Raw genomic sequence first — 13,092 nt, 5'->3', positions numbered from 1 at the left:
GTGGCTAGGTCTCAATCGAGGATAGTCGCACTTTTCCTTGGGGCGTGCGGGGAATTTGGGGCACGGAAATCCATTTCTTGGGGCATTTGTAGGCGCTGCACTGCTGTTTGAGCCATCGGCTGAGTTCCTCAGGGGAGGAGTCTCCCACATAGAGGGCAATGACTTGTTCGCCCCAGAGGGGGTCGGGTGCGCCATAGATATGGATGTCTTGGACAAGGCCACTGTTAAGGAGTAAGGCCTCTAACTCTTCGGGGTAGATATTCTCGCCACCACTGATGATTTTGCGGCTGCTGCGTCCCAAAATGTAGAGGCGATCGCCCCGCCATTCGCCGCGATCGTCCGTTTGGAATATCCCTTCATGGAATAACCCAGGGTAATAGCCAAGGGCAAGGGAGGCGGCCTGAATCTGAATCTCGCCCGTAGGGGTTAAAGCAATCTGGGCATGGGGTAAGACCTGACCACAGGAGCGATCGCCCGCCAAAAATTCCCCCTGCCGTTGGGCACAGATCATGCCAGCAGTTTCTGTCATGCCATAACTGAGACATAGAGGCAAGCGCTGGGTTGCTGCTTCCTCTAATAGTTGCGACCAAGTGGGGCCACCGCCCACGAAAATGCCCCTTAAATCCGCTAGCCATGGCAGAGGGTCTGCAAGCACCTGTTGCAGTTGCCGAGGTACCAGAGACAGCCACAGATCAACATTGGCAGGAGGTGCCGTTTGCCGTAGATCCCGTAGATGGGTACCGAGATAGAGTTCTCCACCACTCCAGAGCGATCGCACCACGGGCATGAGACCACTGACATGGTACAAGGGCAAAATACTCAGACAGTGAATCGCCCCTTGTTGCAAGTGGGTTTGTAGCCCGGCAACAGCTGCCTTGAGGGTGGCGATCGTGTGAATTGCCCAGCGCAACCGCCCTTGAGTGCCGCCAGTGGGAATCAGAATCCAGCCCTGGGGCAATGGTTCTCCAGAACCTTGGGGGTCGAGGGGGGGCACCGTTCCCCAAGCCATGAAATTCTGGGGTAGGATCGCTGCCACCTGCTGCCACTCTTGGGACTGCCAGTGGGGATTGGCCAGTAATAGAGGCGTCCCTGTGGAGAGCGCTGCGAGAAAACCACTGAGAAACGAGAGGGGATCGGGTTCTGCGAGAACGAGGAGAGTGGGTTGTTGCTCTTGGAGTTGCTCTTGATAGTTGGCTAATTGCTCGAGGAGTCTGGCGGTAGCAATGTGCCATTGTCCGTTGTGGGGATACCACAGCCAGTGGGGGGCAATACTCGTAAGGTTTTGTAACAAATTTGTCCTACCCCTCCCTAAACCAATAGGTAAAATCAAAGGATAAAGGAGTGCGTTTAGGAGACAGCAGCCTGACTATTCAACAGATGCAACGGGTAGCCGCAATTGCTGACCCTAGCCTTAAACTAGCATGGACCGCAGCCTATGCCGCCGACGATCGCAAGGGAGTGGATATCTGCCTTTTGGATGTGAGTGGCGTGTCCTACCTCACCGATTACTTTGTGATCATTACGGGACTCTCAAAAACCCAAGTGCGCGCCATTTATCAAGGGATTGAGGAGGCGGCTCTTGAACATTGCCAACGCCAGCCCCAACATATTGAAGGCCAAGCGGAATGTTCATGGGTGCTGATGGACTACGGTGATGTGATTGTCCATGTGCAGTTGCCCAAGGAACGTCAATACTACAACCTTGAGGCCTTTTGGGGCCACGCCCAACGCATTCCCTTTGAGTCACTAGTAACCACCTAGCCGATGCAGCCCTCTTGGTGGCAGTGGATTCTTTTGATCTTGCCACTGGTGGCGATCGCCAGCTTTATCCTCACCGCGGCCTCAATACAAATTCATGCTTGGGGACTGAGTTGGGTCTGGGCAGTAGTCGTGCTGATTCTGCTGCTGTGGCGGTGGGGGGTTGCCCATTGGCTCAAGGGTCAGCCGACAGAGATTGACCCCCGTCCCTTTGATTTGCCAAGAAGCAGTGATTCAGAAACGGATCAACGCGCCCTGAAGATTCTCCAACACACCCTTGAGCAGAGTCGTCAAGACCCACCCCCTTGGGAAAATTGGCCACTCTTTTGGCAGCGGGCACAAACCCTCGTCAGTGAGATTGCCAAGGTCTATTATCCCAATGCTCAGCGTCCTCTGCTGCAAATCTATGTGCCCCAAGCCTACCGCCTCTTGCGGGACACGATTGATGATGTGGATCGCTGGCTGGAAACCCTCAACCCAATTTTGTCGCGGGTAACTCTGGGGCAGGCAGTGCGCGCCTATGAACTTTCACGGCAGGTGGCACCCGTTGCGCGTTGGGGCTTTACGGCTTGGAATTGGGCGCAGTGGCTCCTCAATCCAAGTGTGGCGATTACCAAAACCTTTACCCAACAGCAGCAGCAAAAGGCCAATCAAGCCCTGATTGCTAACTTGGGACTCACCCTGCGGGAACAGGTGCTCAAGGCCTTGGGACTGCGGGCGATCGCCCTCTACAGTGGCAGCCTCACCCAACTGGAATTACCCACCCCGCGCACAGATACAGGCACATTACAGGACATTTTAGAGCAGAGTCTGCCCCTTGCCCGTGCCGAAACTGAGCCTGTGAACGTCTTTCTCGTGGGTCGCACCGGCGCAGGCAAAAGTAGCCTGATCAATAGTTTATTTGCTGCCCCCACCACCCGTGTTTCCCCCTTGCCCAACACAAACGAGATCCGGCAATACCGTTGGCAGCAGGATTTGACCCTGTGGGATACCCCCGGCTACGAAGATATTCGCGGTGCCGATATTCAAGCTCGCCTGCGGGAATTACTGCCGCGCATGGATGTAGTGCTGCTGCTGACCCCAGCGCTGGATCCTGCCCTTGCCCCGGACATCACCGCCCTGCAATTGATTCGCCAAGAGGTGAGGGACTTGCCGATTGTGGTGGCGGTCACCCAAGTGGATCGGCTACGCCCCCTGCGGGAATGGCATCCCCCCTACGACTGGCAACGGGGTACCCATCCCAAGGAAGTGAGTATTCGCGAGGCGGTGGCCTATCGCCAAGAACAGTTGGGCACCTATACGCCCCATATTTTGCCGATTGTCAACGGCACTGAAGAACGCATGGCTTGGGGACTCGATGCCCTCAGTGATACCCTTGTGAATTTAATTGCCCCCGCCAAGCAGATCCGCATGGCTCGCTGGCTTAGCGATCGCCAGACACGGCTTCACGCTGCTTCTCGCCTCATTGACACCTATTGCCACCGCATCACCACCAGTCAGGGCATTACCGATTTGCTCAAGCGACCAGTGCTCCAGTTTCTTTCGACCATGCTCACGGGGTCTCCCGCCGCTGCATGGCTCCTCGCCGAACAACTGCCCCTAGAACACCTGCCGGTGATTCTTTGTAAATTGCAACTGGCCTATGAACTCTACACGCTGTTGCAAAATGCCAGCGATTGCATCGAGGTACCAACGCGCCCCTTTGATCTGAAAACCTTGGCTCCCTTGCTGCTACAACGTCGTAGCCCCCTCAATCAAGACACTTGGGCAACGGGACACACCCTCGTAGAGTTTTGGACACAGCCTGAGCCACCTCTGACGCTGATGGCGCGCTATGAGGACTATTGGCAGCGCTTTGGTATGGTTCCAGAAAAATAGACGAAGATAAAGAAAGGATAAAAACTGTTCATCTCCTCACCCGCCATGACCTCCTCCAATGCCTCCTCCCCCATGGATCGTGAATCAGTTTGGCATGCTCTGAGTGCTGATGAAGTCATTAGCCGCCTGGGGAGCGATCGCCAACAGGGACTGAGTTCTGCAGAAGTGCAACGGCGACAAGCCCAATATGGCCGCAATGAACTCGTTGACAATGGCCGCCGCCCGCGCTGGCAGATTTTCATTGATCAGTTTCGCAATGTCATGCTGATCATGCTGCTCGTGGTGGCCTTCATCTCTGGCACATTGGAGATTCTCGAATCCCTCGAAGAAAACACCATCCCCTTCCCCAAGGACGCAACTGCAATTCTGGTGGTGGTTATTCTCAATGCCATTCTAGGCTATGTCCAAGAAGCCCGTGCTGAAGAGGCACTCGCTGCGCTGAAAAGTATGGCGGCGCCCAAGGTGCGTGTCCTGCGCGAGGGCAAGGTCATGGAAATTGATTCCCCTGAACTGGTGGTTGGGGACATTTTCTTTTTGGAAGCGGGGGTCAAAGTAGCTGCCGATGGTCGCCTCCTTGAAGCGGTCAACCTGCAAATCCGCGAGGCAGCACTCACCGGTGAAGCAGAAGCCGCCAGTAAAAATGCTGCGCAAATCTTGCCCCTTGATACGGAACTGGGCGATCGCGCCAATCTAGTCTTTGCGGGCACAGAGGTTAACCAAGGGCGAGGGATCGCCGTCGTCACCGCGATCGGCATGGACACTGAACTAGGGAAAATTGCCGCTGCCCTGCAAGGGGTGGAGCAGGAACCCACACCCCTGCAAAAACGGATGACCGAGCTGGGCAATCGCCTAGTCGCCATTGCGTTGGTGCTGGTGAGCATTGTCGTGATTGCTGGGGGTCTCTACGATCCCTCACTGCTGCCGCATCTCATTGAAGTCTCCCTCAGTATGGCGGTGGCCGTGGTTCCCGAAGGCTTGCCCGCCGTGATTACCGTCACCCTTGCATTGGGAACACAACGGATGGTGAAACGCCATGCCCTGATTCGGCGGCTGCCGGCCGTGGAGACACTGGGGAGTGTGACAACGATCTGCTCGGATAAAACGGGTACCCTCACCCAAAACAAAATGGTGGTGCAGGCAGTGGCTACTACCTTCTATCGCGCCAAGGTGAGCGGCAATGGCTATGAACCCAAGGGCGACTTTTACGACGCCAATACCGATGACGCCTCAGCATTATACGAACGGCACCTACTGCTACTGGCAGGGGCACTGTGTAATGATGCCTTGCTCAAACAACACGCAGCCGAATGGGTGATTCTCGGCGACCCGACCGAAGGCTCTCTCCTGCCCTTGGCCGCTAAAGGGGGGATTGACCTCAAAGCATTGCAGGAAAAGGCGGAGCGGGTCGCGGAGTTTCCCTTTGATGCCGATCGCAAGCGCATGAGTACGTTCTACCGCAGTGAGTCCGTTCCTGCGATTGCCGCCAAGGAATCCTACTGGATGATTACCAAAGGGTCACCCGAACTGACCTTGGAACGCTGTCAATGGCGGCAGGTGGGTCGCGACATTCAACCCCTAACACTGGCCGATCGCCAAGAGATTCTCGCCGAAAACGATCGCTTTGCCGCTCAAGGGCTGCGGGTCTTGGGCATTGCCCATCGCTACTGGTCAGCGCTGCCACCAGCGGAGAGTGTAGATACCAGTGAGCAGGATTTGATCTGGTTGGGGCTAGTGGGCATTCTTGATCCCCCGCGTCCAGAGGTCCTGGCGGCCGTCGCCACCTGTCGCACTGCTGGGATTCGCCCGATTATGATTACGGGGGATCATCAACTGACTGCCCAAGCGATCGCCAGTCAAATTGGTATCTGTCAGTGGGGCGATCAGGCGCTAACCGGTCGAGACCTCGAAAAAATGAGTCCCGCAGAACTGGATGCAGCAACCCTGACCGTCAATGTCTATGCGCGGGTGTCTCCAGAACACAAACTGCGGATTGTGAAATCCTTGCAACGTCACGGTGAAATTGTGGCCATGACCGGTGATGGCGTCAATGATGCCCCTGCCCTCAAACAGGCCGACATTGGCGTAGCCATGGGGATTACGGGGACGGATGTCACCAAGGAAGCCAGCGATATGGTGCTCTTGGATGATAACTTTGCCACCATTGTCGCCGCTACCGAGGAAGGGCGAGTGATCTACAGCAATATTCGTCGCTTTATTAAATACATTCTCGGCTCCAACATTGGTGAGGTGATCACGATTGCCTGCTCACCCCTACTGGGACTAGGAGGTGTGCCTCTAACGCCCTTGCAAATCCTCTGGATGAACTTGGTGACGGATGGTCTGCCTGCCCTTGCCCTTGCTGTTGAGCCGGGGGATCCCGATGTCATGAAGCGTCCTCCGGTTAAACCCAATGAAAGTATTTTTAGCCGTGGCTTGGGTTCCTATATGATTCGTGTCGGTTTGATCTTGGCGATCGTCGGCATCTCCCTGATGGTATGGGCCTACAGCTACACCGCTGAACATCTGGAAGGAGGACTCGATCCAAGACGTTGGACAACCATGGTTTTTACCACCCTCTGTCTCGCTCAAATGGGTCATGCCCTTGCCGCCCGTTCCAGTACACGGCTGACGCTTGAAATGAGCCCCACCTCCAACCTTTTTGTTTGGGGATCAGTCATCCTGACAACGATTCTGCAACTCCTGCTGATCTACGCCTCCCCCTTGCGACGGTTCTTTGGTACCTATCTGCTCTCGGGAACTGAGCTAGCCGTGTGCATCGGCTTTAGCACACTGGTGTTTGTCTGGATTGAATTGGAAAAGCTCGTGCTCCACTGGTTGCATAAAGGGCATGAATTACAACTCCTAGATTAATTTTGTTAACTAATTTCGTAATATCCGCTATTGCTTACCCCCTGAATTAGGGGCTAACGTTTTGAGAACCTAGACAAAAGAGAGAGGCTCTGATATTTTGCAACTGAAAGTATTTTACAGACAAGCTATGATTTCTGTACTTGGACTCCTGGACACCAATCTTGCCGAACTGCAAGCAAGAGTGCTTCTTGCCCAAGCTTTTTCCCCTGAGCGCCTCATCGAAGAAATTCAACCCCCTCCCCTGCCCCCTCGTGAGCCAAAGATTACAATTCCTGAGGGTCAAGAGATCCGGCCACCGACCGATTCCGATCAAATTCGCTTCCTTCTAAAAGACATCATTATTAGTGGCTCAACTGTCTATTCCCCCGAAGCACTTAAAGCGTTATACGCAGATCAGCTCAATCGCAACGTGACTCTTGCTGACATTTATACCATTGCCCAAAAAATCAGCGAGCACTACCGCCGCTCAGGCTATCTTCTAATCCGTGTCCTTGTACCTGCCCAAGAAGTTACCGAAGGCATTGTTCGTCTCAAAGTTGTCGAAGGCTATGTCGAGGAAGTACGGTTTGAAGGTTCCGCGGGAACGATCAAGCCATTACAGCCCTATGCTGATCGTATTCAATCCTCTCGCCCTCTCAGAACTAAAGTTCTCGAGCGTAATCTACTATTGATGAGCGATTTGGCCGGCTACAAAGTGAGTGGACGCTTTGAAGCTGGTAACCAGCCCGGCGCAACTATTCTGACGATTACTGCCAAGAAGGATTCCTTTCAACCCTTCTTTACACTCAACAATTGGTATGCCGACAGTGTTGGTCCTATTCGTCTTCAGGCAGGGGCTTACTTTAATTCTCTGCTGAACAGAGGTGAGCAATTTATTCTGAGTAGTACAACCGTTCCTTTCGATTTCAACGAACTCAAAAGTGGTCGCTTCGATGTAAACATTCCCTTAGACGCCAATAGTCTCAAATTTGTAGGCAGTTTCAGTTATGCTGAAAGTGAGCCTGGAGATAACCTTGCCCCCTTCAGGATCAAAAGCAACAGTTGGCTGGGCAGCATAGGCTTTTCCTATTACCCCATTCGCTCAAGGAAACTCAACCTGCTCACAAGTGCTTCTTTTGATGCCCTCAATAGCACGGTTAGTACCACATTTTTAGGGCCACAAGTTCTCCTCAGTCAGGATCGAGTTCGTGTTTTCCGTACATCGAGTCAGGTCACTTATACAAGCCGGGTTGGGTTCACTAGTGCCTCTATACAGCTCTCTCAAGGCATTGCAGGTTTGGGGGCGCGTCTGAGCGGAACTCCCACTTTACCTCTTTCTCGCTTCAATGCTACCCCTGCAGCCTTCAAAGCAAATTTGGACTTTACACAGATTTTCTTTCTCCCTAAAAATTGGTCAGTCAGCCTAACAGGTGCAGCCCAAGCAGCAGCCGCTCCCCTTGTTGCCTCTGAGCAATTTGGAATTGGTGGCTTCAACTCTGGCTCTGCCTATGTTCAATCCGCCATTTTAGGAGATGATGGCTACGCTCTACGTCTTGAGCTACAACATACCCGTTCCTATAAATTTCGTAAAACAAGCTTCACTAGCCAGCCCTATGCCTTTGTAGACTATGGCCAGACCTTTCTTAAAAGACCGACGATTGCTGAGCCTAGCAGTCAGGAGGCCTTGTCAACGGGCTTGGGTTTGCGACAGCTCATCAACCCTAGCCTACAACTTCGCCTAGAGCTAGCCTTTCCCCTAACGAGAATTGAACCCGCCTTTGAACGGAGCCCGCGTCTATTCTTTCAAGTTCAGGGCATATTCTAGCTTTTAGGGGATACTACGGTCTTACATTGTGGGCAAGAGAACTGGGCAGCGCAGGGACTCTGAGGTAGGGAAGCAGCCATCAACTGGTGTTCTTAGGGATTCAGTTGCATGGAGCAGAAAGGAAAACCGAGTCACGAAGCCGAAACATGGTTCTGCTGCTTCCCTAGAATCAATGACTAGGTCAGCCTAAATACTTATTGAGTTTATAGTCAAGGATGTTCTAAAATCTAGAATTGAATTCTGCTACTGTACCTACCTTCTTAAACCATTCTGCAACCCTCCAAAGGCTGTTGAGGTTGAACCTATGAAAAGGATATTCAGTGTGTTTCTAAATGGTATCACCCTTACCCTGTCGAGTATTTTCCTAACAAGTCTCAATCCTCGGATAGCTGAGGCACTGCCACAAAACCCAACAGTGAGTGAGGGGCAAGTCTCTTTTCAGCAGAGTACCCCCCATCAGCTTCATATTCTGCAAAGCAGTCATAAAGCCATCATTAACTGGGAGGGCTTCAGCATTGGAGCCAATGAAGGGGTATTCTTTGTCCAGCCGGGCGCAACAGCAGCCGCACTCAACCGAGTGACAGGGCTAACCCCCTCAAGTATTGCCGGTCAACTAAACGCCAACGGTCGCATCTTTCTAATCAATCCCAACGGCATCGTCTTTTTACCCAGTGCCCAAGTTAATGTGGGCAGCCTTATTGCAAGTACCCTTGACATTAAAGATCAAGACTTTTTGCAGGACAATTTCCGCTTTTACAACCTCTCCAATAGGCCGCCGGCTGCTATTACCAACCAAGGGCGCATCACTGCCCAGGAGGGAGGTGTGGTGTCCCTAATTGCGCCAGCAGTTCAAAACACAGGGTTCATTTCAGCACGTTTGGGTCAAGTTGCCCTAGTGAGCGGCACTGGTGTTACCCTAGACTTCACAGGAGATGGGTTGCTCAGCGTCAGGGTAGATAGTGATCTATCTCAGCAAGTAACGGATATCTATGGTCGCCCACTTTCTAGTCTGATTGATCAGCAGGGGCACATTAGCGCGGGGCATGTTATCCTTTCTGCCAGTGCTGCTCAGCGCATCATGGATCGGGTGATGAACGTTGATGGCATCATCGAAGCGCGTGCAGTTGAGAATCGTCAAGGGCGGATTATCTTAGCAGGCGGCCCCACAGGCGAAGTGAATATTAGCGGACGCCTAGATGCAGATGGTATTTACGGCGGTCAAATTACCGTAACAGGTCAAGATATTCATCTTCAGAACACTGCCCATCTATCGGCCAATGGCAACCTAGGCGGTGGGCAGATTTTTATTGGCGGCAGTCCTCAAGGGCAAGGTCCTCTGCCCAATGCCAGAAACACCTTCATTGACGCAGGGGCACGCCTAGAAGCTAATGCGCTAACCCAAGGGAATGGGGGTACTGTCATTGCTTGGGCAGATGAAGCCACCCATTTCCACGGCCACATTAGTGCCCGCGGGGGCAGCCTTAGTGGTAATGGCGGCTTTGCCGAAGTTTCGGCACGCAATAACCTATACGTCACAGGCTTTGCCGATCTCAGGGCGCCCAACGGTTCCTTTGGTACCCTTCTCCTTGATCCCGGCTCGATTACCATTCAAGATGGCCTCGGCTCTAACACTGGCCCTAACACCTTTGATGATGCACATATCGTTGGTCAACTTGGGTCGGCTAACTTGACCATCAGCACGGCAGCTGCAACTAGTGGTGGCCCGGAGACAATTACTGTTCAAACCAATACAAACATTACATGGAGTCAGAATACTACTCTAACGCTACAGGCAGGCCGTAACATTGTCATTCAGCCCGGTGTAACAATCCAAAATACGAGCGGGGGTGGCATCACACTAGAAGCCGATGGTAATGCTACTGGTAATTTTAGGGGTATCCTCATTGAAGGAACGACGGCTCAACCCACGCGACTAGAAACAAACTCAGGTAACATTACCCTCACGGGTAAGGGAGGTACCTCAGGTAATAATAACTACGGTATTCAATTAACAGGTTATGCCACGCTGCAAAGTAACAGTGGCCAAATTACCCTCGACGGTACTGGCGGTACGGGAGGTAGTAATAACTATGGTGTTTATCTCAGCCGGGGTGCTCACATTGGAAATAACACAGGAAATATCAGCATTAGCGGTACTGCTCTTGGGGGTAGCGGCCAAAACAACGATGGTGTTTTCATTACAACAACTCCACGCAACAATGACAATCCCGGTACTCTGCCTCCACCTTCTCAGAGGCGCCAAACACAAATCACTAACCAAGATGGAAACATAACCATTACAGGCTATGCCAACGGCAGCAGTGCAACGGATGACGGAATTACTCACTGGAATGCTTTAGTTCAAACCACAGGAAGCGGCAACATCACTTACACGGGTTATTCAGGTACAGGGTCAAATAACGGAAACAAAGACGGTCTTGAGTTACAGCGTCATTTAACCGACGGCTTCTCTGCTGAAATCTCGGCAATGGGTTCAGGCCATATTACCCTAACGGGCGTTTTGCGGGGTGGTAACTCAAGCGATTATGCAATTAAGTTTGGTGAGCCTTCGCCTTCGGGTAACCCTAATAATGCCTTTATAGTGACCAGCAATACGGGCAACATCTGCCTAATCGGTGAACATACCGGTACTGCCAGCACCACCCTCCCAGGTTGGATGAGTATTCGTACAGCAGGTACTACTCCAACGATTCAAAGTACGAGTGGTGGCAACATTATTCTTGTGGGTGACAGGCTTGATCTAAGCGGTTCCACTACATTAAGTAGCAATGGGGGTATCTTGGTCGTCCAGCCCTTTACACCGGGTCGTGATATTGATATTGCTGGGGCAGCGCCCGATACAACTCATCTTGCCCTAAGCAACGCCGAATTTGGTCTAACGACTGGTTTTAGTCATGTCATCTTTGGCCATGAAAATGGCACAGGAACAGTTACCATCAACTCTTCCATTACTCGAAATCAACACCTTACCCTTCGAGGGGGCAACATTCAACTGAATTCATCAATTAACTTAGGAGGAAACACGCTAGCACTTTTCAGTAATGGGGGCTCTGTCACTCAAGCATCTCCCTTCATAGCAAGTGGCTTAATTTTGGGTGGCAGCGGCAGTTTTATCCTGAATCAACCTTCAAACAACGTCAATACAATTGCAACCGCGAATTCAACTGGCGCCATCACATACCAAGATCAGGACAATCTGACGGTTGGGAATCTGAGCATTCCTTTTGTTACAACGTATCCTAATTGCTGCACTGCCAGCACAATACCCTTAACTGCTAATGGTATTACCACCAACAACGCTGATGTCATCCTCCGTACCGGCAGTTCCCTCACCCTAGCCGCCAGCAGCAACCTTGGCAGCGGCAACCTAACCCTGATCATCAGTAATGGTGGGGTCACTCAGACAGCAACAGGCAGCATCACCGCCGTCGGACTGGGTCTGCAGGGCAGTGGCACCTTTGACCTGAACAATGCCAGCAATGATGTGGACACCTTGGCGGCCAACGTCAATGGTGGCGTCAGCTTCAAAGACAGTGATGACCTGACCATTGGCGGGCCTGTCACCAGCACGGTGGGCAGCGATACAGCAACAACCGCAGCTGGCCTTACCACCACCAACAACGATGCCATCATCGAGAGCGGGAACACCCTCACCCTAGCCGCCAGCAGCAACCTTGGCAGCGGCAACCTAACCCTGATCAGTAATGGTGGGGTCACTCAGACAGCAACAGGCAGCATCACCGCCGCCGGACTGGGTCTGCAGGGCAGTGGCACCTTTGACCTGAACAATGCCAACAATGATGTGAACACCTTGGCGGCCAACGTCAATGGTGGCGTCAGCTTCAAAGACAGTGATGACCTGACCATTGGCGGACCTGTCACCAGCACGGTGGGCAGCGATACAGCAACAACCGCAGCTGGCCTTACCACCACCAACAACGATGCCATCATCGAGAGCGGGCACACCCTCACCCTAGCCGCCAGCAGCAACCTTGGCAGCGGCAACCTAACCCTGATCAGTAATGGTGGGGTCACTCAGACAGCAACAGGCAGCATCACCGCCGCCGGACTGGGTCTGCAGGGCAGTGGCACCTTTGACCTGAACAATGCCCCTGTTGCCGTAACGTTGTTTGCTGCACAGGTAAATGGTAGCCTGCTTTACAATGGTCTAAACTCGGTTGATATTGGTACAGTAACTAGCACTGTTGGTAGTGACATTGTAACAACTACCGGCCTTAGTGCCCCCAATCTACCCGGTGACGGCAATCAGCCTCCTAGTGGTGGGAATCAGCCTCTTAATGGTGACCAAGGTGCTTCTAAAGCAACCTTACAGGGGCAACGTGGTGGTGTGACCATAGCAGGAACAACCAGTGCAAGCTGTTCTTCTAATAGGGAGGGATTTACAGAAGAGGATCAAAAAGGTAAATCGAAGTCTCGTCTTGTACTCATCAATAGCCAACAAACAGCTGTTGATCCGCTAACACAACTGACAATATATGAAAATGAGGAGTGGACAGACGAGGGTCAATGCGTAAACCTTGAGCTAGAGACTGATTCTTTGCAGTAACTATTACCCTTAGCGCTGTAAGTCCCCCCTCTTTTAGGGGGGATATCTTTTGCAAATACACGGGACATTGGTATGGTATCAACATGGCAACGCTCATTAAGACCCTCAAGCTTCTGTTCCTTGGGCTCAACCGGTCAAAGGCGGAGCTGTTTACACGTCTTGAGCGGCTCAACACCCACGTTGCCAATTCGAT

Annotated in this window: 6 protein-coding genes; 5 read left to right on the top strand and 1 reads right to left on the bottom strand. The window is 52.5% G+C overall.

The window, feature by feature from the left end; all coding sequences use genetic code 11:
• Positions 1-4 precede the first annotated feature (4 nt).
• Positions 5-1,291: an AMP-binding protein gene (locus RHI63_RS05040; protein WP_310821960.1), complete on the bottom strand. Its 1,287-nt coding sequence runs from the start codon at positions 1,289-1,291 to the stop codon at positions 5-7.
• A gap of 50 nt (positions 1,292-1,341) precedes the next feature.
• On the opposite strand from RHI63_RS05040, the gene rsfS reads away from it, so the two are divergent.
• The 5 genes from rsfS (at position 1,342) to RHI63_RS05015 (ending at position 12,899) form a co-directional block, all read left to right on the top strand.
• A complete protein-coding gene (gene rsfS / locus RHI63_RS05035; protein WP_206201339.1) occupies positions 1,342-1,761 on the top strand; it encodes a ribosome silencing factor in 420 nt (139 codons plus the stop codon).
• Between the two features lie 3 nt (positions 1,762-1,764).
• The gene (locus tag RHI63_RS05030) at positions 1,765-3,636 is read left to right on the top strand and encodes a GTPase (RefSeq protein WP_310821959.1); all 1,872 of its coding nucleotides are present in this window, start codon (positions 1,765-1,767) and stop codon (positions 3,634-3,636) included.
• 45 nt (positions 3,637-3,681) lie between these two features.
• A complete protein-coding gene (locus RHI63_RS05025; protein WP_399382212.1) occupies positions 3,682-6,507 on the top strand; it encodes a cation-translocating P-type ATPase in 2,826 nt (941 codons plus the stop codon).
• Between the two features lie 127 nt (positions 6,508-6,634).
• Positions 6,635-8,311 (top strand): ShlB/FhaC/HecB family hemolysin secretion/activation protein, encoded by a 1,677-nt coding sequence (locus RHI63_RS05020; RefSeq protein ID WP_310821957.1) that lies wholly within the window; start codon positions 6,635-6,637, stop codon positions 8,309-8,311.
• Positions 8,312-8,633: 322 nt separating this feature from the next.
• Positions 8,634-12,899, top strand: a complete 4,266-nt coding sequence (locus tag RHI63_RS05015) for a filamentous hemagglutinin N-terminal domain-containing protein (RefSeq protein ID WP_310834786.1) — start codon at positions 8,634-8,636, stop codon at positions 12,897-12,899.
• The last annotated feature ends 193 nt before the right edge of the window (positions 12,900-13,092 follow it).

It is taken from the genome of Thermosynechococcus sp. GLH187 (assembly GCF_031583395.1).
Lineage (GTDB): Bacteria > Cyanobacteriota > Cyanobacteriia > Thermosynechococcales > Thermosynechococcaceae > Thermosynechococcus.
Note: the sequence above shows the minus strand (reverse complement) of the source record. Positions and strands in the feature narration are given on the sequence as shown.

Coding starts and splice junctions, on each gene's coding strand:
- RHI63_RS05030 (WP_310821959.1), top strand. CDS start 1,765: ATGCAGCCCTCTTGGTGGCAGTGGATTCTTTTGATCTTGCCACTGGTG.
- RHI63_RS05025 (WP_399382212.1), top strand. CDS start 3,682: ATGACCTCCTCCAATGCCTCCTCCCCCATGGATCGTGAATCAGTTTGG.
- RHI63_RS05020 (WP_310821957.1), top strand. CDS start 6,635: ATGATTTCTGTACTTGGACTCCTGGACACCAATCTTGCCGAACTGCAA.